Genomic DNA, 22,341 nt, shown 5'->3' with positions numbered 1-22,341 from the left:
CGTCCCGCCGTGCGCCGCTCAGCGCTGCGCCACGCCTAGAACGACACCGCGCCAAACACGCCCAGGGCCTGTTCGAACATGCGCAGCAGCGGCTGCTCCATCATCGGCAGCGTGGCAGTGATGCCCAGCATGCCCACCGTCAGCGTGACGGGAAAGCCCACGGCAAAAATATTCATCTGCGGCGCAATGCGCGAGATGATGCCCATGGTCAGGTTCACGAACAACAGCAGCGCCATCATGGGCAAGGCGATCCACAACGCGCTGGAAAAAATGGCACTGCCCAGCTCGTGGATGCGCATCTGGGAGACCGACTGCATGAAATGCCCGTTCACCGGGAAGGCGTCAAAGCTCTTGATCACCGCCATCAGCACCACCAGGTGGCCGTTGATCGCAATGAAGAGCAGCGTGAAGATCTGCACCAGAAAACGCGAGATGGCGCTGAGCTGCGCATTGCTGACCGGATCGAAGAAAGAGGCAAAGTTCAGGCCCATCTGCAGGCCCACCAGTTCACCGGACACTTCCACGGCCGCGATAGCCAGGCGTGCGGCAAAACCGATAGCCAGCCCCACGCCGACTTGCTGCAGCACCGTGCCCAGCGCATCCGGGGAATTGACGCTGACCACCGGCTGGTCGATCAGCGTGGCCTGGGCGCCCAGCGCCACCACAAAGGCCATGGCCACCTTGCCCCGCGCCGGGATGGCTCGTTGCGAGAAGACCGGCGCCACCGAGAACATGGCCAGCGTGCGCAGAAACGGCCAGATGATCGGCGACAGCCAGGCCATGATCTGCTGCTCGGAAAAGCCAAACACCGTGTGCCGCCTGTGAATATGTGCCGAAACCGGGAGCCGCTGCGCGTCAGCCCAGCGCCAGCGGAATGTTTTCGATGGTGCGGCGGATGAAGTCCACCACCGTGCTCAGCATCCACGGCCCGGCAACCAGGAACACCAGCACCGCCGCCACCAGCTTGGGCACGAAGGACAAGGTGTTTTCGTTGATCTGCGTCACCGCCTGGAAAATACTCACCACCAGACCTACGGCCATCACCGTCAGCAGCACGGGCAGGGAAATCATCAGCAGCAAGGTCAGGGCTTCGCGGCCAAAGGTCAGTACCGACTGGGCATTCATGGACGCTCCTTCTAGATGGCGAAGCTGGAAGCCAGCGAACCGATCAGCAGATTCCAGCCATCCGCCAGCACGAACAGCATGATCTTGAAGGGCAGCGCCACCAGCACGGGCGACAGCATCATCATGCCCAGTGACATCAGGATGGAAGACACCACCATGTCGATGATCAGAAAGGGAATGAAGATCATGAACCCGATCTGGAACGCGGTCTTGAGCTCGCTGATCACGAACGACGGCACCACCACGCGGAAAGGCGCATCTTCAATCTTGGTGTCCGCCGGCAGCTTGGCCAGGCGGGCGAACAGCGCATAGTCGGACTGGCGGGTCTGGCGCTGCATGAAGTCGCGCATCGGCAGCTCGGCCTTGCCCACCGCCGCCTCGAAGGTGATGGCGCCGCTGCTGTAAGGCTTGTAGGCATCCTCATAGACCCGGTCCAGCGTGGGCCCCATTACAAACAGCGTGAGGAACAGCGACAGGCCGATGATCACCTGGTTGGGCGGTGAGGACTGCGTGCCCAGCGCTTGGCGCAGCAGGCTCAGCACAATGACGATGCGGGTGAAGCCCGTCATCATCAGCAGGATCGCCGGCAGAAAGGACAGTGCCGTAAAGAACAGCAGGGTCTGGATGGGCACCGAGAAATTGGTGCCGCCACCTCCCGAACCCACCAGCAGCGGCAGGCTGGGCGCGTTCTGCGCCCAGGCCATCTGCGGCACCACCGCACAGGTCAGCGCGCAGGCTGCCAGCTTGGCCAAAAGGGAAGTGCGAGACATGGAAGGGGGTCCAGAAAGAAATCAGGTTGTGCACCCGGCAGCGCAGGCTGCGCCGCCGCGGGCTTCAAGGGTGTGTGCTGGCAGCCGGCTGGCTGCTGGCCTGCTGAAGTTGTTCCATGGCGCCAGCAAACGAGGCGGAGGAAGCCGCCGCCGCATCCGCTGCGCCCGCCGGCGCGGCGCTGCCCAGCACATGCAGGCAGTGGATGTTCTGGGCCGTGACACCCAGCACCAGGCGCGTGCTGTGCCCGCCCTGGCCTACCTCGACCACCACAATGCGCTGGCCGGGGGATAGTGCCACCGAGGACAGCACCTGGGTCTGCACGCCCTGCCCGCCCCGCGCCACCATCTGGCGCTGCTGCCAGCGGCGCAGCAACCAGGGCAACACCGCCATCACGCCGATGAACAGCACCAGCACCGCAATGGTCTGGAAGCTGGAGACGGACGCGGTCGCCGAGTTATCCACGGCTGACGCGGCGCAGGCGTTCGGACGGCGTGACCACATCGGTCAGGCGGATACCGAACTTGTCGTTCACCACCACCACTTCGCCCTGGGCGATCAGGTAGCCATTGACCAGCACGTCCATGGGTTCACCGGCCAGCGCGTCCAGTTCCACCACCGACCCCTGGGCCAGTTGCAGGATATATTTGATGGGCACCTTGGTGCGGCCCAGCTCCACCGACAGCTGGACCGGGATGTCCAGCACCATGTTGATGTCGTTGACCGGCACTTCCGTGCCGCGGGCAAAAGCGGGTTCGCCGCTCAGCGGGCCCCCTTGTTCGGCATCCAGCACGGACTGCTGGTCATCGACCTTTTTCTGCTCGCCCAGTGCTTCGGCCCAATCGGCAAACGGATCATCGCCTGCGCCCGCGCCTGCGGCGTCGGTATTTTGGTCAGTTGCCATTCTTATCTCCCGTCCAGTTTGCATCCACCCCGCGCAGGCATTGCTCCACGCGGATGGCGTATTTGTTGTTGTAAGTCCCGTACTGGCAATCGAACACCGGCACACCGCCGATCGATGCCTTGATACGTGGCTCACGGTCCAATTCGATAAAGTCGCCCGGCTTCATGGCCAGCAGCTGCTCCACGGTCGCATCGGCGCGGGCCAGCTCGGCCACCAGCGTCACTTCGGCCGACTGGATTTCCCGCGTCAGCACCTTGACCCAGCGGCGGTCCACTTCCATGGAGTCGCCCTGCGTGGACGAATACAGGATGTCGCGAATCGGCTCCAATGTGGCATACGGATAGCACATGTGGATGGAGCCGGAGATGTCGCCGATTTCCAGCTGGAACGCGGTGGACACCACGATTTCGCTGGGCGTGGCGATGTTCGCGAACTGCGGCTGCATTTCCGAGCGCTGGTAGGCCAGCTCCAGCGGATAGATGCCGTGCCAGGCCTTTTTGTATTCCTCGCAGATCACATCCACCAGGCGGTTGATCACACGCTGCTCGGTGGCGGAGAAATCGCGGCCCTCGATACGGGTCTGCAGACGGCCTGCGCCGCCATACAGCGTATCGATGATGCCGAACACCAGCGAGGGATCGCAGACCACCAGGCCATTGCCGCGCAAGGGGCGGATGGCCACGATGTTGAAATTGGTCGGCACCGCCAGACGGCGCAGGAAAGCGCTGTAACGCTGCACGCTCACCGTGCCCACCGAAACTTCGGGGCTGCGGCGGATGAAGTTGAACAGGCCGATACGGAAGTTGCGCGCAAAACGCTCGTTCACGATTTCCATGGTCGGCATGCGTCCGCGGACGATGCGTTCCTGGCTGGAGATGTCGTAGTTGCGTACGTTGGCTTCATCGACGTCGCCAGCGTCTGACTTCTGGCTCTCGCCGGTCACCCCTTCCAGAAGGGCGTCAACTTCCTCTTGCGAGAGAAAAGAATCACTCATGCCCTGTACTCCCGCGCTTGCTTACTGAATGATGAAGCTGGAGAACAGCACGCGGCGCACCGGATTGGCACGGCGACGGGGACGCTCTTCTTCCTCGCCATCGTCGGCGTCATGCTCGACGCGTGCGGCACTTGGGCGCACGCCCAGCGGACGCGAGACTTCGGCCAGGATGTCGGCCGCCAGCTTTTCCTTGCCTTCGCGGCGCAGCAGCTCTTCGGCCGTGCGCTGCGACACCAGCATCAGCACCCCATTGCGGATGCTGGGCATGTACTGCTTGACGGAGGCCGAGGTCTTTTCATCCTGCAGCTCCAGCGTGATGCCGATCTGCGCAAAGCGGTCACCGCCGGTATCGGCCAGATTCACGACCATGTTTTCCATGGGCAGGAAAGTCGGCACCAGCACGGCGGCGGCTTTCGACTCCTGCGCATCATCATCGGCGGCATGGCGTTGCTTGTTCACCAGAAACAGGCCCAGCGCGGCCGCGACGATCACCAGCAAAGCGACAACGGCACCGATCACGATCAGTTTTTTGCTCTTGGCAGGTTCTTTGCCAGGAGATGCTGCAGAAGAAGTGGCGGACACGTGTGATTCCTTGCGTGGAAAATGGGACTGCCCGGCGCCGAGCCGGCGGGTGACATCGCCCTGCGCGGACTTCACAGCCTGATTTGTCAGACTGATCCGGCCATTGGACAGGGCGCCGCACTACGCTGGCTCAGGCCTGATACGGGCCTTTGGGTGCCAATTATTCCGGGCACGGTCGAAATCATAGCCAGAATAAAGCGCCGAAACATCGCCCAATCCCTGCCGCTCACGCCCGGTGTTCCGCACCAATGGGCAGAAAACCGTCTTTTTTGTTGCATTGCAGCACCCGCGCCGCCGTGAATCCTGGCTGCCGCGGCCTTGCAGTGCAGCAGACGTGACAAGGGGCGCACTCGGCGCCCCTGGTGGCTTCGCTCTTGTATACAGAGCGTGTTTTTTGCCGTTCACGCAAAAATATCGACCCCCTGGCGGCTGCCACTGCCCGCACGCTGCAGGCCGGGCGTCTGCTCGGCCCCCGCCTGTGACGGCAGGCGCACGCGGCGGGCGCCCTCGGGCATGAAAGCCTCCTGCGCACCAGAGGAACCGCCTTGCGAGCTGCCACTGCCCTGTGCCCCCACCTGCACCCCTGCCAGCTCCACCCCCTGGGCGGCCAGCATGTCACGCAGCTGGGCCACACTGGCATCCAGCATGGACCGGGTGGCCTGCTCGTCGCTGCGGAACGTCACATGGGCGGTACTGCCTTCCATGGTGACCTGCACGCGGACCGGCGCGCCGTCCCGGTCCAGCACCACTTCGGCGCGTTGCTGGCGGGAATTCATCCAGAACGCCATGTCCGGCTCGGCCTGCGCACCCTGCGCATCTCCGTTGGACGTCTGCTGGCCGGCTGCGGCCTGCGCCACGGCGTTGTCCTGCAAACGCCCTGTTCCAGCACCAATCCCGGCGCCTGGAGGCACGGCGGCGGCGTCCTGGGCAGAAGCGGCCGCATCATCGACCGATTTGCTGCCGGCACGGCGCAGCCCCGCGGCCTCGGTAGCGCCCGTGGCCGACAGGAATTGCGACATCTGTCCCAGCAGGCGCTGCATCACCTCGGCAGGCTGTGCCTGGCGGTCGGTGGCCGTCCATTGGCCTTGCAGGCTGACACGCCCTTCGCTGCCACGCTCGCCGCGCGACAGCGCGTCGCCGTCGTCAGACTTCACGGCATCGGCCATGGCATCCACTACGGACTGTGCAGTATCGCTGACGGCATTCCATGCGGCAGCCCCGGCCACATCGCCTTGTGCCACCGCCTGCATCACGCCGCCACCCAAGGCCTGGGCCACGCCCTGCGCCACCACCGGCACCTGGGACGCAGCACCCTGCGCGCTCTGGGCCGCGCTGCGCATCAAACCCAAGGGGTCGCCCGCGTCCATTCGCGTCTGCAGGTGGGAGCCATTGCGCACGGCCACATCGGCGGACTGGTCCATGCGGGCCGTCTGCCCGACCAGGCTTTGCACCGTCCAGGCCGCATCGCCCACCATCAGGGTCATGGACGTCGCATCTCCCTCCACCGCGACCTCCGGTTGCGGCAAAGTCTGCTGCACCATCAGTCCCAGGCTGGGGTCCGCCCCTGTTGCGCCCAAGTCCGTCAACGCCGCATCGCTGGCTTCCGGTTGCGCGGCCGCCCGCAGCAGCCGGGAAAAGCCGGCGGCAGAGGTCTGCCCCGCGCTGTCACTGTCACCCTCTGCAGCCCGTGGCTTGCGCTGCAGGGCCGCCAGTCCTTCTGCGGCCGTGGCGCGTTTGCCGGGGGCCGGGGTCGATGGCAATGTCTCCATGCTCAGGCCTCCTGGAACTGCATGCCGAAAGTGCGGCCGATGAACTGCAGCGCAGCCCGCTCGTCCGTCTGCTTCTGTTCCCGGCGCAGCTGCGCCAGGGCAATGTCACGGCGGCGCGTCTCCACCACCTTGTTCAGGCTGGACAGGCGCAGCTCGGTGGCCATCAGGGCCTTCTGGGCAGCCTCCAGACGGATCGCCTGGTCCTGCATCACCCGGGTCTGCAAGCCGATCGCATGCTGCAGCCGTGCCATGAACTGCTCGTGGTGGTACATCACCTCCAGCTTCAGTTCAGCACCTTCCTGCGGCGCCCAGCGCTGGCGCATTTCTTCCGTGTAACTTTCCAGCTGCTCCATCTGGGACTGTGCAGCCGCATGCGCACGCTGGCGCTCGCGCAAGGCCTGGCGGGCCTCATCGCGTTTGCGCGTGGCCATTTCAATGGCCACCATCAAAGCGTGAAGTGATGACATCAGCATCTCCCTTTATTTGCTCACTGCTGTTCCAGGACCGCAGCCATGTCCACCAGACTCTGTTCCATGGGCGCCGCCTCAAACATGGTTTGCTGCAGAAACTGCACCATGGATGGCTGCAGTCGAATGGCTTCATCCACCGCGGGATCGGAACCACTCATATAAGCCCCTACTTGTATCAAATCCCTACTCTTTTGATAGCAGGAATAGACAGCCCTAAACCGCCTAGCTAGATCGAAGTGCTCACGCGTGACCACGTTGTGCATGACCCGCGACGCGGATTGCTCGATGTCGATGGCCGGGTAATGCCCCTGTTCCGCCAGCGCACGCGACAGCACAAAGTGTCCGTCCAGAATGGCGCGCGACGCATCGGCAATCGGATCCTGCTGATCGTCGCCTTCGGACAGCACGGTATAGAACGCCGTGATCGAGCCCACGCCATGCAAACCGTTGCCGCTGCGCTCCACCAGGCCGGGCAGCTTTGCAAAACACGACGGAGGGTAGCCCTTGGTGGCCGGCGGCTCACCAATCGCCAAGGCAATCTCACGCTGCGCCTGGGCGTAGCGGGTGAGCGAATCCATCAGCAGCAGCACATGCTGGCCCTTGTCACGGAAATGCTCGGCAATGGCGGTGGCGTAATTGGCGCCCTGCATGCGCAGCAGCGGCGGCGCATCGGCCGGCGCGGCCACCACCACGGCGCGCGAGCGGTCCTGCGCACCCAGAATATCTTCCACGAATTCCTTGACTTCGCGGCCCCGTTCGCCGATCAAGCCCACCACGATGACATCGGCCTTGGTATAGCGGGCCATCATGCCCAGCAGCACCGATTTGCCGACGCCCGAACCGGCGAACAGACCCAAACGCTGTCCACGCCCCACGGTCAGCAGGGCGTTGATGGCCCGCACACCGGTGTCCAGGCTTTCGCGCACCGGGGCACGTTCCATGGCATTGATGGGTTCGCGGTCCAGGGTCTCGGCCTGCACATTCGCCAGCGGTCCGGCATGGTCCAGCGGAACGCCTTGCGAATCCACCACCCGCCCCAGCAGGCCATCCCCCATGGGCAGCCGCAGCACGCCTTTGGCCAGCACCGGCACTTCGGTGTCGCTCAGCTGCAACGGCGGCACATAGGGCTCGGCCGGTGTCACGGTCGCACCGCAAGACAGACCCTGGATGTCCCCCGCCGGCATCAGAAAAGCGCGATCGCCGGCAAAACCCACCACCTCGGCCAGCACCGGTTCCTGCCCGGGCATCTGCAGATGGCATTGCGAGCCCACCGGCACGCGCAGGCCCGACGCTTCCAGCACCAGGCCCGTCAAGCGGGTGAGGGTGCCGTGGCTGTGCAGCGGCAATGGCTGCTTGAGCCGCTCACGGCCCAGTTGCAAGAACCGCTGCAACTGATCGGCCACGGGCATATCGGTGTCATTGGCCATGGGCAGGTGCTCCGTCGTACCAGGTAGACACCAGACCCAGCGCGGCCACGGCACGCTGCCAGCGGCGCTCCAGGCTGCCATCCACTTGTGCGCCAGCGCTTTCCACCAGGCAGTCGCCCGGCTTCACGCTGGCATCCGCCAGCCATTCGATCTTGGGTTGCGGGTGTGCGGCCTTCAGCGGCTCCTGCAGGCGCTCCCAATCCTGGGGATTCAGGCGCACCGTGGCGGGCTTGGATTCAGCCGACATCATGTCCAGCGCCTCGCGCACCACCGGCAGCAAGGCCTGGGGATTGCTGCGCAACTCCTGCCGCACCACTTGGCGCGCAATGTCGCAGGCCAGTTGCAACACGTCAGGTGCCATGTGCTGCTGCATGCCTTGCACGTCACGCTGTGCAGCCTGGAGCAAGGCCTGCAGCTGTTCGGCCGCCTGGCGGCCTTGCTGGGCCATGTAATCATCAAAACGGTGCTGCCATTCGGCACCCGCTTGCTGCTTGCCCTCTTCCAGCCCCAGCCCATGGCCAGCCTGCATGCCGGCCTCATAGCCTGCGTCATGCGACTCCTGGCGTGCCTGCTCCAGCTGGGCATGCACCTCTTCTTCGCGCAGCTGGACGGCGTTTTCCTCTTCCGCCACCACCGCGTCTTCGGCCAGTGCCTGCGCCGCAATGCCTTGCGGGGCAGGGGGTGGCAGCAGGTCCGTCAGCGTGGCCAGCTCGTGCAGGGGCTGCAGCGCCGCGCCCGGCGCGGATTTCTGCACATCGCCGAACTGCCAGTGGCGCACAGACTGGGCATCGATCTCTTCGCTGGGGATGAAACGTGCGTAGTGGTGGGTGGAACTTGTCATGGCCACGTCCTCACACGAAGCTGTCTTCGGCACCGCCGCCGATGGTGATCTGGTTCTCTTCGGCCAGACGGCGCACCACCTTCAGGATTTCCTTCTGCTGCGCTTCCACTTCCGATAGGCGCATGGGGCCGCGGGACTCCAGGTCTTCCTTGAGGGCTGCCGAAGCACGCATGGACATATTCGCCAGAATCTTGTCGCGCACCTCCATCGAGCCGCCCTTGAGCGACACGATCAGGGTCTCGGACGGCACTTCGCGCAGCACCAGCTGCAGCGAGCGGTCGTCCAGCTTGACCAGGTCGTCGAACACGAACATCTTGTCCATGATCTTCTGCGCCAGGTCGGCGTCGTAGTTGCGGATGGTGTCCAGCACCGCCACATCGGCATTGCCGCCCAGCTGGTTGATGATTTCGGCAGCGGTCTTCACACCGCCCAGCGATGTCTTGCGGATCTTGTCGCCACCTGCCAGCACCTTGTAGAGCACCTCGTTCAGGTCCTTCAGGGCCGAGGGCTGGATACCTTCCAGCGTGGCCACACGCAGCATCACTTCGCTGCGCAGGCGTTCGGGCAGCTGCATCAGCACGGCCGCCGCCTGTTCATGCTCCAGGTGGACCAGGATGGCCGCCACGATCTGCGGGTGTTCGTTGCGCAGCAGTTCGGCCACGGACACCGGGTCCATCCACTTCAGGCTTTCAATGCCCGAGACGTCGCCACCCTGCAGGATACGGTCCAGCAGCAGGGCGGCCTTGTCGTCGCCCAGCGCGCGCCGGAGCACCGACTTCACATAGCCGCTGGCATCTTCCACCAGCAGGCTTTGGGCTGCGCAATCGTCCGTGAAGCGGGCGATCACGAAATCCACTTTCTCCTTGGACACGGCGCGCATGCGGGCAATGGTTTCACCCAGCTTCTGCACTTCCTTGGGAGACAGGTGTTTGAACACCTCGGCCGCCTCCTCCTCGCCCAGGGACATCAACAAAATGGCGGCGTCGTTCAGGCCACGGTCATCCATAAGATTCTCTTTGTATGTGGTGTGGAATCAAGGAGTCGCTTCAGGACGCCTCGCCGCTGATCCAGGTCTTGACGATGTTGGCCACCGCAATCGGGTTCTGCTTGGCCAGGGCACGCGCCTGCTCGAGTCGAATCTGCTCGGGCGAAGGCTCTCCCGGCTTCAGCGGCGCGGCCAATGCGGGGCGTTCCAGCTCTTCGGCAGCCAGCAGATCCACGGCAGTCGCTTCCTGCTTCTTCTGCTTGCGGCGGCGCAGCAGCAGACCCAGCAGGACCACGGCAGCGGCCACACCCAGACCCACAGGCCAGGCCAGGGTCTTGGCCAGCTCAATGGTTTCAGGCTGGCGCCACAGCGGCAGGTTTTCGACATTCACCTTCTCCACACGGAAAGGTGCGTTCATCAGGTTGACCGAGTCCCCGCGATCGGCGTTGTAGCCAATGGTCTCGCGCACCAGGGCCAGCATCTGGGCTTGCTGCTCTGCCGGCAGCGCCTTCGGTGCCGCAGCACCTTCGCCTTCGGCGGCCGCCACGGGCAGGTAATTGACCACCACTGCGGCCGTCATGCGCTTGATGCCACCGGTGCTGTTGCGGGTGACCCTGACGGTCTTGTCCACTTCAAAATTGGTCACCGACTCGCGCTTGCTGCCGGGGATGGTCATGAAATCGGCCTTTTGCGTGCCATTGGCAGCCTGCAGCACCGGAGCATTGTTGCTGTTGATAGGCGCCTGGTTCTGCTGGGGCGGCTGGTTGCTGGTGGCGCCGGGCACGCCAGTCGGTGGCTGGGGCTTTTGCTCACCGGTGCTCTCCACCACCTGCTGGCTGCGCACCGCACTGGGCGCCTGGCCCTGGTTGGGGTTGTGCTGCTCGGTGGTGGACTCGGACTGCGAGAAGTCCAGCTCGGCCGTCACCTGGGCTTTGACATTGCCCTTGCCCACCACGGGCTCCAGGATGTCCAGAATGCGTTGGGTGTATTGCTTTTCCAGCTGCTGCTGGAACATCAGCTGCTGCAGATCGACCGGGCTGTCCTTGCCATCCGGTGCCTGCGACAGCAGCTTGCCGCTGTCATCCAGCACGCTGACCGCCGTGGGCAGCAGCTCCGGCACGCTGGACGAGACCAGGTGCACGATGCCGGCAATCTGGGTGCGGTCCAGCACACGGCCGGGGTACAACGTCAGCAGCACCGAAGCCGAAGGCTTTTGCTGCTCACGGAAAAAACCATTCTGGTTGGGCAGGGCCAGGTGCACACGGGCGTTCTGCACCGCCGACAGGCCTTGGATGGAACGTGTCAGCTCGCCTTCCAGCGCACGCTGGTAGTTCACACGCTCCTGGAACTGGGTGATGCCGAACTTGCTGCCCTCCATGATCTCAAAGCCCGACACCGAACCCTTGGGCAGGCCTTGCGTGGCCAGCTTCAGGCGCACGTCATGCACGCGGTCGGCCGGAATCATGATGGCGCCACCGCCTTCGGTGTACTTGTAAGGCACGTTCATGCCCGCCAGCTGCGCCACGATGGCGCCGCCATCCTTGTCGCTGAGGTTGGAGAACAGCACCCGGTAATCCGGCTGGCGGCTGAAGAAGAAGGCCGCAGCCACAGCGGCCACGGCCACAGCGGCAACCGCACCCCAGCGCAGGCGCTGGCCGCGGTCCATGTCGCTGATGCGCTGCTGCCAACTGGCAGGCGCCTGCGTGACTGCGGGAGGCGGGTTCTCGGCAACAGGGACTTGTGCGACAGCGGACATGGGTTCTTCCACAAACAGAAAGTGCGGGCCCGACACGGAGCCCAACGTGGTGCCGAGTATGCGAAATCCCCCCCGCCGGCGTTCCCCCAATAAGGCGCGGCTTTCCCGCTTTATTCCCCCAGATGCACTTTCCCCACCCGCCTACGATTGCCCCATCTTCAAGTCACCATCAGGAACCCACCATGGACCTCCGTCTTCATAGCGCGACCTCACCCGTCTCTGCCGGCGGCGATCTGACCGCCCGCCTGACCAAACCTCTGCAAAAGGCCGAAGCCCAGGGCAACGGCTTCAGCACGGAGCTGGAAAGCGCGCTGCGCTCAGTCAGCGCCTCGCAGAACCATTCTTCCCACCTGCAAAAAGAAGTGCAGCTGGAAAATCCGTCGGTCAGCCTGGAAGAAACCATGGTGGCCATGCAAAAAGCACAAATCGGCTTCCAGGCCACGCTACACGTACGCAATCGCCTGGTCCAGGCCTACACCGATGTAATGAACATGCAGGTGTAATAACCCCATTCGAATGCATGCCGACCGCATGCATTCACCCCTTTCCTCTTCACAGTTCACACTTCAAGTAGCCACGGAGCAATCTGTGGCTTTTTTTTGTCCTTGGAAAACGCCTGCTGCACTGCACCATCCCGGCTACCCAAGGACAGGCATCTTCCAGAGCCCGGATGTGGCGGCACAGGAAGCCGCACTGCAAAGAACACGCGGCTATTTACCCCAGCCACACACCCTGGCATCCCGTGGCACGCCAATTCGCCAATTCATCAGCCGACATTCCACCACCTCTTCCAGGCAGCTGGCCACCAACAGCAAGCCTGGCGCCCATGCAACAAGGCCCGCAGACCTCTCGGCATGCGGGCCTTGCGGCTCGTCGAATCAAACAGGATCTCAGTGCATCACCGATGCCGGCACCTTGCCCAGATGGTCCAGCTGCGCCAACCAGGGCTCGGCCAGGATGCGGATCTGCGCATCGTTGCGCAGAATGCGCTGCATGATGCGCGTCTTTTCCTTGCGCTCCAAGACGGACAGCACGTTCTGCTCGGCCTGGACACGCAGTTCATTGATCAGCACGCCACAGGCTTTTTCGCAGTCGACCACCGCATCCCAATCATGAGACTGGGCTGCTTGCAGCATGTCTGCGCTCTTCGCTTCGATTGCTTTGTAGTAATCCAACAACTGCATCTCCATCTCAGTCTCCACGTGCGACTGTATCCACCTGAGAACCAATTTCTTTCCATCCCTGTGCCACAGGCTGCAAAACACCGATCACCTCTTCCACCAGCGAGGCATCGCTGTGCAGATTGGCCTTGGTCAACTGTGCCACACAGTAGTCATAGAGCAAGCGCAGATTTGCAGCCAGTTCGCCGCCTTTTTCCATGTCCAGGCCCATGATCAACCCTTCCTGCAGGATGCGGACGGACCGGGAGATAAGCTGCCCCTTCTCCTCGATATCCCCGCGCTCTATGGCACCGCGCGCCGCATTCAGCGACTGGAACAGGCCATCGAACAGCATCTGAATCAGCATATGCGGGGAGGCATCTTCAACGCCGGAGTGCACCCCTACCTGGCGGTAGGCATTCGCTTTGCTGAAACCTGTGGACGAAAACATGTAATTCCTTGTGCGCCTAATTTGTTGGCAATAAAACCGCTGGCCCAGCCAACTCAATCACTCGACTTGTTCCACGTCGTCACCATCTGGCTGACGTAGGAGTCCAAAGCGTTGAGCGATGCCATCTTCACATCCAGCGCGCTGTACTGTGCACGCAGACGGGTCTCAAGCGTCGAAGCCCGGGCATTCACCTTGTCCTGCTGGTCACCGTTGTTATCCAGCTGTTTTTGCAAGGCGTCGGTCTTGTTGTTGAGCGTCCCCTCCCAAGCCAGCAGCTCGTCGGTGAACGTCTTGTAATTGGTGGCCACCCCGCCGCCCGCGCCCTGCGCATCGGCCTTGGCAGTGAACAGGCTCTTGAGCGAATCCACATCTTTCAGCGCGGCAGTCATCTTTTCCGTATCCACGGTCAGCTTGCCGCCCTGCTGCATCTGCATGCCGACTTCGGACAGGCGCGTGTAGGCCCCTGTCGCGTTGCTGGAAACGCGCTGCAGCATCATCCGCAAGGAGTTCTGCAGGCTCACCGTGCTGCTATCTCCCTGCAGCAATCCGCTGCCATCCTTGATGGCGGCGTCATCCGTCTTGCCATCCGCGGTACGCACGCTCTTGGTCGACTGCGACAGCAGATCGTTCACCGCGTTGTAGGCATCCACAAATTTCTGGATGCTGGCCTGCACCGCATCCTTGTCAGGCGCGATCGTCAGCAGCGAGGTTCCCACTGCCGATACCGAGATCGACAGACCCGGGATGGTCTCGGCAAAGGTGTTGGTGTTCGACTCCAGCTTCACACCGTTGAGTTCCATCTCGGCGTTCTTGGCGGCCTGCGTGGTCGTGACGCCACCTGCGCCCGCCAATGTCACCAGATTGCCGGTATCCAACGCACCAAACGCCTCCAAGTCGCCATTGGCATCGACGCCCGAGCCTAAGCTGACCTCAAACTTGCTGTCCAGGCCGGTTTCCCGCGAACGGATCATCAGCTGCTCTTTGCCCGAGCTGTCCTTGATAACCGTGGCCACGACGGACTTGCTGATATTGGTATCGCCGTTGATCTTGTCCGCCACGTTCTGCAGCGAATCCGAAGCATTGATGGTCAGGTCAAAGGTCTTGGTTTCCAGGTTACCAATCTTGAAACGCATGACCCCCGACACGTCCATCGTGGCGCCCTTGGCCAGCTTGGCGGTCACCGAGGTCTGGCTCTGCGCGAGCTGCAGCACATTGATGTTGTAGGAGCCGGCGGCGGCCAGCCCAGTCATGGCACCCGTGGCAGCAGAACCGGAGGACGACACCTTGGAAGCACCCCAGGTGCGGTCCAGGGTCAAATCCCGGGCGGCGGTATTGAGGTCATCCATCAGCGACTTGATCTGCCCATAGGACGAGATCTTGGCGCTGATGATTTCCGCCTTCGACTGCAGCGTTTCCAGTGGTTTTTTCTCGAGCTCCACCAGCTGAGAGACGATCTCGTCAACCTTCAGCCCGCTGCCGATACCTACGGATGAAACGCCCATATTGCATACTCCTTGCTGATCCGTGCCGGTCTGCACAGATCTGAAACTGCCCGTATTGTGTAACCTCTTGCCGGAATACAAAAGGCCGAATTAAACGGAGAGCACCGGACAGTACGTCTGACCCGCAGCCCCTACACCTTGCCTATTTGAGATATCGGCCGGTTTTTCCGATAGTTGAGGGCCTTCGACTGCCGTTTGTCGGATCCCGGCACCACAAGAGCCATACGCACCGGCCAGCCCCAGCTGGCCAAAAAAAAGACCGCCATGAATCCATGGCGGTCATCAAAGCAAACTTTCATTCAGCCAGCAACCATGGCCCATCACAGGTCATGGCTGCTGCCTGGCTGATTAACGCAGCAGGCTCAGCACGTTCTGCGGCAGCTGGTTGGCCTGGGCCACCATGGCGGTACCGGCTTGTTGCAGGATCTGAGCGCGGCTCAGGTTGGCAGTTTCGGAAGCGAAGTCGGCATCGATGATGCGACCACGGGCAGCCGTCACGTTTTCGTTCTGGATGTCGATGTTTTCGACAGCCTTCTCGAAGCGGGTCTGCAGGGCGCCCAGCTGGCCACGTGCAGAGCTCACGCTGTCAATGGCCTTGTCCAGACGCTGCATGGCTTCCCAAGAACCCGACTGGGTGCTGATGTCGATCTGGTCGATGCCCTTGTCGCCGGCTTCCGTCAGGGTACCAGCGGCCACCAGGTTGTTGCCCGTACCGGTCGTGTTGGTGCCCGAGCTGTAGGTGACTGCCACGGCCGTAGCGGTTCCCGAGGTGTCTTCGGTCGCACGCAGTTGGATCTGCTTCACGCCAGCGGCATCTTCCTCCAGGAAAGCCGTCACGCCGGTGTCAGCAGTCTTGGAGTTGATCGCTTCGATCGCCTTGCCCAGAGCCTGTTCCTTGGTCATGTTGGCATCGGCCTTGATCGTGACAGTCTGCACGGCGGTCGAATTGGCGCCACGGATACCGATGGTCACGTCTGCAGCAGCCACAGTGCCGCCACCAGCCAGGATGGTCTGCAGGGCATCGGTCGCCGTAGCGGCCGTCGCACCGGAACCGTAGATGGAATTGCCCAGCTCGGTCACCTTGGTGTTGTTCAGGGCACCCACGGTGATGTTGTCGCCGGAGTTGGCACCCACCTGGAACACGCCGCCGGTGAAGCTGCCGTCCAACAGCTTGGCGCCGTTGAAGGTCGTGGTCTTGGCCACACGGTCCACTTCGTCACGCAGCTGGCTCAGCTCGGCCTGCAGGGCTTCGCGGTCGCTCTTGCTGTTGGTGGCGTTGCTGGACTGAACAGCCAGGTCACGCATACGCTGCAGCATGTCGCCCACCTTGCCCAGCGCACCTTCTGCGGTTTGGGCCAGCGAGATGCCATCGTTGGCATTGCGGGCAGCCACGGTCAGGCCACGAACCTGGGTGCTCATGCGTTCGGAGATGGCCAGACCAGCGGCATCGTCCTTGGCACTGTTCACACGCAGACCCGAGGACAGGCGTTGCATGGAGGTCGACAGCGAATTGCCCGACAGACCCAGGTTACGTTGTGCATTGATGGACACAACATTGGTGTTAATGGTCATTGCCATTTGATTTCCCCTTCTTTTCTAACGCTCACACAGTGATGGATAGCGCCAAACGGTCTCACTTGCTCAAGCCCAAGAACGATTGACACCTTGTTTTCAGGCAGTTGGTCTGCCCGTAATTCCGGATCCATGCCCTGCGAGAGAGGGGAGTGCAGGGCACGGGGTTATTCATTCAAACGCTGTACCCAGAGTTCCGCGGTTCGCGTGTCCCTGGGTACGGTGCCTCTTACTTCAGCAGGCTCAGCACTTGCTGGGGCAGCTGGTTGGCCTGGGACACCATGGCGGTACCCGCTTGCTGCAGGATCTGAGCGCGGCTCAGGGCAGCGGTTTCGCTGGCGAAGTCGGCATCGATGATGCGACCACGGGCAGCTGTCAGGTTTTCGTTCATCGACTCGATGTTCTCGATCGACTTCTCAAAGCGGGTCTGGATGGCACCCAGACCGGCCCGGGCGGAACTCACGGAGTCGATGGCACCGTCGATACGCTGCAGCGCTTCCCAAGAGCCCGACTGGGTGCTGATGTCCAGCTGGTCGATACCCTTGTCGCCTGCATCGGTCACGCTTGCAGCGGCCACCAAGTTCGCACCGGTACCGGTCACATTGGTCCCCGTGCTGTAGGTGATGGCAACGCCCGTGGCATTACCAGCCTGTTCCGCGGTCGCACGGATCTGGATCTGCATGACACCAGCAGCATCCTCTTCCAGGAAAGCCGTCACGCCGGTGTCAGCCGTCTTGGAGTTGATCGCCTCGATCGTCTTGCCCAGCGCCTGCTCCTTGGTCATGTTGGCATCGGCCTTGATGGTGATTGTGTGCACCGTGGTCGAATCGGCACCTCGGATACCAATCGTCACGTCTGCGGCAGCAACCGTACCGTTACCCGCCAAGGTGGTTTGCAGAGCCTCTGCGGTCGCTGCAGTGGTGGAGCCGGAGCCGTACACCGAATTGCCCAGCTCGGTCACCTTGGTGTTGCTCAGGGCACCCACGGTGATGTTGTCGCCGGAATTGGCCCCCACCTGGAACACGCCGCCGGTGAAGCTGCCGTCCAGCAGCTTGGCGCCGTTGAAGGTCGTGGTCTTGGCCACGCGATCCACTTCGTCACGCAGTTGGCTCAGCTCGGCCTGCAGGGCTTCGCGGTCGCTCTTGCTGTTGGTCGCGTTGCTGGACTGCACAGCCAGGTCGCGCATCCGTTGCAGCATGTCACCCACCTTGCCCAGTGCACCTTCAGCCGTCTGGGCCAGCGAGATGCCGTCGTTGGCATTGCGGGCAGCCACGGTCAGGCCACGCACCTGGGTGCTCATACGCTGGGAAATGGCCAGACCGGCGGCATCGTCCTTGGCGCTGTTGACACGCAGGCCCGAGGACAGACGTTGCATGGCGGTGCCGAGCGAGCTGCCGGACAGGCCCAGGTTGCGTTGGGCGTTGATCGAAACGGTGTTGGTGTTGATGGTCATGGCCATGATGCGATTCCTTTTATCCAGGCGATAGTTGATGAACGTTTGCTTTTGCCGGTGCTTGCGGTTGTCTCTGTGGACCTTTGCACCCCCTTGAGGCTGCGTGCTTGCTCCGTACAAAACTGTTATCGGGCCCCCTGGAAATTTCTTTAGCTTTTTTTCGCATCCGCCTGCGAAGGCCGCTTTGCTCCCTCTAGAGCCCCCGCCCCCTCTTCTGCCCCGCCTCCGCCACGAAAGACCGAGAAGCGCGGTGATTGCTGCGTTTATTCCCGCTATACCGAGCCGCCCTCCATAGAAGAATTCCCCCATCGCTAGCGTTGCCTGTCGCTTATTTGTGCCCACGGTTTCAGTAGCGATGCGATGCAACCCGCCCTTTCACTAGAGGAACAGCAATGGCCGCAACTATCAACACCAATATTGCTTCGATCAATGCGCAGCGAAACCTGACCCTCTCGGGTAGCTCGCTGAACACCACCATGCAACGTCTGTCCTCAGGCCTGCGTGTCAACAGCGCCAAGGACGATGCCGCCGGTCTGGCCATCGCCGAACGCATGAACACCCAGGTCCGCGGCCTGAGCGTGGCCTCGCGCAATGCCAACGACGGCATCTCGCTGGCACAGACGGCAGAAGGTGCGCTGGGCAAGGTGGGCGATATGCTGCAGCGCATGCGTGAGCTGGCCGTGCAAGCCTCCAACGCCACCAACAGCGACAGCGACCGCAAGGCCCTGCAGGCCGAAGTCAGCCAGCTGTCGGCTGAAATTGACCGTGTGGCCAAGCAGACCAACTTCAACGGCCAGAAGATTCTGGACGGCTCGTTTGCAGGCGCCGTGTTCCAAGTGGGCGCCAACTCCGGTGACAACGTGACCCTGGGCGCACTGGCAGACACCCGCGCTTCGCAGCTGTCCACCACGTCTTACGCCGCCACGAACTCGGTCGTGGATCTGGCCTCCATCACCGACATCAGCACCTCCATCCCGGCAAACCCTGCCACCGCGAGCGCTGCAGACTTCGCCTCCATCACGGTGGGAACTGCTCCGAATGCGACCACCGTCACCCTGGAAACGATCAAGGCCGCCCAGAATCCGCAAGAGCGCCTGGGCCAGGTGGTGACGGCCATCAACAACAAGACGGCCGACACCGGCGTGACCGCCTACCTGACCAAGATCGAGGGCACGGAAACCTACAAGGTGGAATTGATGTCCGGCAAGCTGGACTCCAACGGCGAACCCGTGGCAGTCACTCTGTCTGCGAATTTCTCTGCCGCAGCGACAGGCATCGTCAAGGCAGACTTCGACATGGCAGGCGGCACGGCCGCGGCAACGTCGGTCATCAACGACAAGGGCATTGAGCAAATCGATGTCACCACCCAAGCCGGCGCCTGGGTGGCCCTGAAGAAGATCGACAGCGCCGTCGATCAGGTCAATGGCGCACGCGCTACCCTGGGTGCGGTGCAGACCCGCTTCGAAAACGCAGTGAACAACATCGACATCCAGGTCGAAAATCTGTCCGCTGCCCGCGGCCGTATCATGGATGCCGACTTCGCCAAGGAAACAGCCAATCTGAGCCGCACCCAGATCCTGCAGCAAGCGGGCACTGCCATGGTGTCGCAAGCCAACCAGATCCCGCAGAACGTTCTGCAATTGCTGCAAAAATAAAAAGCAAGCAATCCTTCTCTGAGATTGAATGCCTAGGCCGCAATGTTCTCAGCGTGATTGCTGGGCATTGCGGTTTATTTTTACCAGTGCCCAAACCATTGGAAGTTGAATCTCATGGGATGCAAATGGATGCACTCTGAACCATGAAAAAAATCCGTGTACTTGTTTTTCCTTGTGGCTCAGAGGGTGCATCTGAAATACACCAAGCGCTTCGTTACTCGCTCCACGTCGATTTATATGGCGCATCCAGTATTGACGACCATGGACGATTTCTATTCGCCAACTATTTTGGCGATCTCCCCAATATTGCAGACCCAGCATTTGATGCGGCCTGGAGCCAGCTGCTCTCAGATCTCCAAATAGATCTGGTATTTGCCACCCATGACACCGTGCACACCTATTTGTCGGAGCGTGCCGCGACCATGGGTTTTCACCTGGTCAACGGCGATCCGGATACCAGCCGTGTCACCCGCCGCAAGAGCCTGACCTACCAGGCCCTCGCAGACCTGCCAGCCACCCCCTCGGTCTACGCCGACCCCGCCGATGTAGCACATTGGCCCGCGGCCATCAAGCCCGATTGCGGGCAAGGTGGACAAGGCTTCAGCATTGCCCACACGGCCTCCGAGGCCCAGGCCGCAATGGCGAGGATCGAAGACCCTTTGCTGGTGGAATATCTCCCGGGGCAAGAACTTTCTGTCGACTGCTTCACCAGCTTCACCAAGGAACTGATCTGGATCGGGCCACGCACCCGAGAGCGTGTGCGAGCCGGCATCACCATGCGCTCCGAGCTACTGGAGGCCAGTGCAGAACTGCGTGAGATTGCCCACGGCATCAACGCACGGCTGTCCATGCGCGGCCCCTGGTTCTTTCAAGTCAAAAAGGATCTGTCAGGACACTGGAAGTTGCTGGAAGTCTCCTGCCGCGTTGCCAGCACCACGGCCGCAGCCCGTGCCCGGGGTGTCAACCTGCCTTTGATGGCGGTACAGGACTTCATGGGCCGCAGATTGCAGACGCTCGATCACCGCTTTGTCCAAGTGATCGATCGCAATATCACCACCAAGGCCCGTTTGGAATTCCATTACGACAAGATCTTCATCGATCTCGATGACACCTTGATCATTGATGGTGCCGCCGTTCCGCGTGCCATGGCCTTTGTGTATCAAGAACACGCCAAGGGAAAAGAGATTTTCCTCATCACCCGCCACGCAGGCGATGTGGAAACGACGCTGCAGCGCACACATATTCCGCCCAGTCTGTTCAAGAAAATCATTCATCTCCAGAATGAAGAATCCAAAGCAGACTTCATCGAGCCGCATTCCATTTTCATCGACAACGCCTTCCTGGAGCGGCTTGACGTCGCCAAGAAGCAGGCAATCCCCGTTCTGGATGTGGATGCACTGGAATTTTTCATCAATTAATTGATCCTATGTCTGAGCTTTTTACCCGTCCTGAAGAGTTTCTTGCCGTTCTGCGTCAGGAACGCAAAGATGTACTGGATCGCCTGAGAAAAACCAAATTTTCTTCACTGAAAGCAGGGTTGACACATACCCAAGTCATCCCATATGCCAGCTATTCACCATGGCTGGATGATTCCGTTTTTTCAGCCTTGCACGAGCGTGTGAAGGGCCACACCATGGTGGACATTTACCGTTGCCACGAGCTGTACACACTGGCAAGGCAATGCGCTCACATCCCTGGCGATCTGGTGGAAATCGGTGTATGGCGGGGAGGTACAGGCGCCTTGCTGGCGGCTGGCGCGCAAAAGCGCATCGCGCTTTTCGACACATTTACCGGTGTCGCCAAATCAGACACGCAGCACGACACGCTTTACACCGGCAACGAGCATTCTGATACGCACCAGAATTTGGTCGAATCGCTGTTCAGCAGCATGCAACTGGAGTGCGACATTTATCCTGGCATATTCCCGGACCACACATTCGATCAACTCCCCAAAGAAATCAGCCTCGCTCACATCGATGTGGACACGCGCGGCTCCGCCAGTGAGGCATTTGATGTCATTTGGCCAAGAGTCCAGCCTGGCGGTGTGGTGGTATTTGATGATTATGGCTTCTTCGGCTGTGAGGGCATTACGGATTTTGTGAATTCCATTGCCCGGAATCAGCGGGATGCATTTTTCGTCCACAACCTCAACGGCCACGGTTTGCTGATCAAGCAGCTGGTTCCAGGCAGCACACGATGAACCTCCGCACGCCGGCCCACTATCAGAGCCTTGAATTCGCACGCGTCACCCAGTTGATGCACGATTTCAAGAAGCAAGGATCCGCCACATTGCGCATCCTGGACTACGGATGTGGCACAGGGAAATTTCTGGATCTGTTTTGCAGCCTTGGCATGGATGCAAGCGGCGTCGATATCAATCCTGAATATATTCAACGTGCCGTGCAAAAAGGTCAATCGGCCTACGACCCTGAATACTTTTTCAGCACCGACACTCCACCGTACGACATCATATTCCTCAGCCACCTGATAGAGCACCTCTCGCCAGATGAACTGCATGGGCTCATTCCCAAGCTTTGCCAAAAATTATCGCCCCACGGGAAGCTCATTGTCCTCAGCCCCACCCACGGCGAGAGGTTTTATCATGACTTCACCCATATCCGCCCGTATCTCCCGCAGAGTTTTCGCCACGCATTTGGTGCAACAGGCATGCCCAATTCTTACCAGGAAATCAAGCTCCTGCAGTTAGAAGATATTTATTTCTTCAAAGATCCATACCGTCCTCGATACTGGCGCTCCTTCTATAAGAAAACAGGGCTCATGTCCTTTCTCACCCGTTGCACCGTTGCAGCACTGGATGGCATGTGGCGCTTTTCCAGAGGACGATGCGGGGTCACGGCTTCCTGGCTTGGCGTTTATGTACTGCAAGAAAAATAGTTCTATGACTTCCATAGCCATAGGGTGCACCT

General features: G+C 61.4%; 23 protein-coding genes. 5 read left to right on the top strand and 18 right to left on the bottom strand.

All coding sequences use genetic code 11. The annotated features are described in order from the left end of the window. Window positions 1-35: 35 nt before the first annotated feature. The 13 genes from fliR to fliF form a co-directional block, all read right to left on the bottom strand. Window positions 36-782, bottom strand: a complete 747-nt coding sequence (gene fliR / locus CT3_RS02265; RefSeq protein WP_066541834.1) for a flagellar biosynthetic protein FliR — start codon at window positions 780-782, stop codon at window positions 36-38. Window positions 783-855: 73 nt separating this feature from the next. Next, window positions 856-1,125: a flagellar biosynthesis protein FliQ gene (fliQ, locus tag CT3_RS02260; protein ID WP_066541772.1), complete on the bottom strand. Its 270-nt coding sequence runs from the start codon at window positions 1,123-1,125 to the stop codon at window positions 856-858. A gap of 11 nt (window positions 1,126-1,136) precedes the next feature. After that, the gene (fliP, locus tag CT3_RS02255) at window positions 1,137-1,895 is read right to left on the bottom strand and encodes a flagellar type III secretion system pore protein FliP (RefSeq protein ID WP_066541770.1); all 759 of its coding nucleotides are present in this window, start codon (window positions 1,893-1,895) and stop codon (window positions 1,137-1,139) included. Between the two features lie 64 nt (window positions 1,896-1,959). Then, on the bottom strand, window positions 1,960-2,358 hold the full coding sequence (locus CT3_RS02250; RefSeq protein WP_227657851.1) for a FliO/MopB family protein: 399 nt from the start codon (window positions 2,356-2,358) through the stop codon (window positions 1,960-1,962). Then, entirely contained in the window at window positions 2,351-2,797 is a 447-nt protein-coding gene (gene fliN / locus CT3_RS02245; protein ID WP_066541768.1) for a flagellar motor switch protein FliN, read from the bottom strand. Before fliN ends, CT3_RS02250 begins: the two co-directional genes overlap by 8 nt. Next, on the bottom strand, window positions 2,787-3,791 hold the full coding sequence (gene fliM, locus CT3_RS02240) for a flagellar motor switch protein FliM (RefSeq protein ID WP_066541766.1): 1,005 nt from the start codon (window positions 3,789-3,791) through the stop codon (window positions 2,787-2,789). Before fliM ends, fliN begins: the two co-directional genes overlap by 11 nt. Before the next feature lie 21 nt (window positions 3,792-3,812). Continuing rightward, window positions 3,813-4,373 carry a flagellar basal body-associated FliL family protein gene (locus CT3_RS02235; RefSeq protein WP_066541832.1) on the bottom strand — a complete coding sequence of 187 codons (561 nt, stop codon included), beginning with the start codon at window positions 4,371-4,373 and terminating at the stop codon, window positions 3,813-3,815. Between the two features lie 401 nt (window positions 4,374-4,774). After that, entirely contained in the window at window positions 4,775-6,142 is a 1,368-nt protein-coding gene (locus CT3_RS02230) for a flagellar hook-length control protein FliK (protein WP_066541764.1), read from the bottom strand. Window positions 6,143-6,144: 2 nt separating this feature from the next. Then, complete coding sequence (gene fliJ / locus CT3_RS02225) at window positions 6,145-6,609, bottom strand: flagellar export protein FliJ (protein ID WP_066541831.1); 465 nt, start codon at window positions 6,607-6,609, stop codon at window positions 6,145-6,147. Between the two features lie 20 nt (window positions 6,610-6,629). Then, window positions 6,630-8,021, bottom strand: a complete 1,392-nt coding sequence (fliI, locus tag CT3_RS02220) for a flagellar protein export ATPase FliI (RefSeq protein ID WP_066541826.1) — start codon at window positions 8,019-8,021, stop codon at window positions 6,630-6,632. Window positions 8,022-8,028: 7 nt separating this feature from the next. Further along, on the bottom strand, window positions 8,029-8,880 hold the full coding sequence (locus CT3_RS02215) for a FliH/SctL family protein (RefSeq protein WP_066541762.1): 852 nt from the start codon (window positions 8,878-8,880) through the stop codon (window positions 8,029-8,031). A 10-nt stretch (window positions 8,881-8,890) separates the two neighbouring features. After that, the gene (fliG, locus tag CT3_RS02210) at window positions 8,891-9,886 is read right to left on the bottom strand and encodes a flagellar motor switch protein FliG (protein WP_066541760.1); all 996 of its coding nucleotides are present in this window, start codon (window positions 9,884-9,886) and stop codon (window positions 8,891-8,893) included. A 40-nt stretch (window positions 9,887-9,926) separates the two neighbouring features. After that, window positions 9,927-11,621: a flagellar basal-body MS-ring/collar protein FliF gene (gene fliF, locus CT3_RS02205; protein ID WP_066541824.1), complete on the bottom strand. Its 1,695-nt coding sequence runs from the start codon at window positions 11,619-11,621 to the stop codon at window positions 9,927-9,929. 182 nt (window positions 11,622-11,803) lie between these two features. Between fliF and fliE the strand changes: the two genes are divergently transcribed. Then, window positions 11,804-12,124 (top strand): flagellar hook-basal body complex protein FliE, encoded by a 321-nt coding sequence (fliE, locus tag CT3_RS02200; protein ID WP_066541758.1) that lies wholly within the window; start codon window positions 11,804-11,806, stop codon window positions 12,122-12,124. Window positions 12,125-12,511: 387 nt separating this feature from the next. Here fliE and CT3_RS02195 read toward each other — a convergent pair whose 3' ends face one another. The 5 genes from CT3_RS02195 to CT3_RS02175 all read right to left on the bottom strand — a co-directional run bounded on the left by CT3_RS02195 (window position 12,512) and on the right by CT3_RS02175 (window position 17,765). Next, on the bottom strand, window positions 12,512-12,811 hold the full coding sequence (locus CT3_RS02195) for a flagellar protein FliT (protein ID WP_066541756.1): 300 nt from the start codon (window positions 12,809-12,811) through the stop codon (window positions 12,512-12,514). Window position 12,812: 1 nt separating this feature from the next. Next, on the bottom strand, window positions 12,813-13,232 hold the full coding sequence (gene fliS, locus CT3_RS02190; protein WP_066541754.1) for a flagellar export chaperone FliS: 420 nt from the start codon (window positions 13,230-13,232) through the stop codon (window positions 12,813-12,815). 53 nt (window positions 13,233-13,285) lie between these two features. After that, window positions 13,286-14,734, bottom strand: a complete 1,449-nt coding sequence (gene fliD / locus CT3_RS02185) for a flagellar filament capping protein FliD (RefSeq protein WP_066541752.1) — start codon at window positions 14,732-14,734, stop codon at window positions 13,286-13,288. A gap of 348 nt (window positions 14,735-15,082) precedes the next feature. After that, the gene (locus tag CT3_RS02180) at window positions 15,083-16,312 is read right to left on the bottom strand and encodes a flagellin (RefSeq protein WP_066541751.1); all 1,230 of its coding nucleotides are present in this window, start codon (window positions 16,310-16,312) and stop codon (window positions 15,083-15,085) included. Between the two features lie 223 nt (window positions 16,313-16,535). Then, window positions 16,536-17,765: a flagellin N-terminal helical domain-containing protein gene (locus CT3_RS02175; protein WP_066541750.1), complete on the bottom strand. Its 1,230-nt coding sequence runs from the start codon at window positions 17,763-17,765 to the stop codon at window positions 16,536-16,538. Between the two features lie 386 nt (window positions 17,766-18,151). Between CT3_RS02175 and CT3_RS02170 the strand changes: the two genes are divergently transcribed. From CT3_RS02170 to CT3_RS02155, 4 genes are all read left to right on the top strand, one after another. Then, window positions 18,152-19,414, top strand: coding sequence for a flagellin (locus CT3_RS02170; protein WP_066541748.1), 1,263 nt, complete (start codon window positions 18,152-18,154; stop codon window positions 19,412-19,414). Between the two features lie 143 nt (window positions 19,415-19,557). Further along, entirely contained in the window at window positions 19,558-20,832 is a 1,275-nt protein-coding gene (locus CT3_RS02165) for an ATP-grasp domain-containing protein (RefSeq protein ID WP_066541746.1), read from the top strand. 8 nt (window positions 20,833-20,840) lie between these two features. After that, window positions 20,841-21,614: a TylF/MycF/NovP-related O-methyltransferase gene (locus CT3_RS02160; RefSeq protein WP_066541745.1), complete on the top strand. Its 774-nt coding sequence runs from the start codon at window positions 20,841-20,843 to the stop codon at window positions 21,612-21,614. After that, entirely contained in the window at window positions 21,611-22,309 is a 699-nt protein-coding gene (locus CT3_RS02155) for a class I SAM-dependent methyltransferase (RefSeq protein WP_066541744.1), read from the top strand. The genes CT3_RS02160 and CT3_RS02155 overlap by 4 nt, the downstream gene beginning before the upstream one ends. Window positions 22,310-22,341: the final 32 nt, after the last annotated feature.

The organism is Comamonas terrigena NBRC 13299, assembly GCF_006740045.1.
GTDB classification, from domain to species: Bacteria; Pseudomonadota; Gammaproteobacteria; order Burkholderiales; family Burkholderiaceae_C; genus Comamonas; species Comamonas terrigena.
This window is presented reverse-complemented; position numbering and strand designations above follow the sequence as displayed.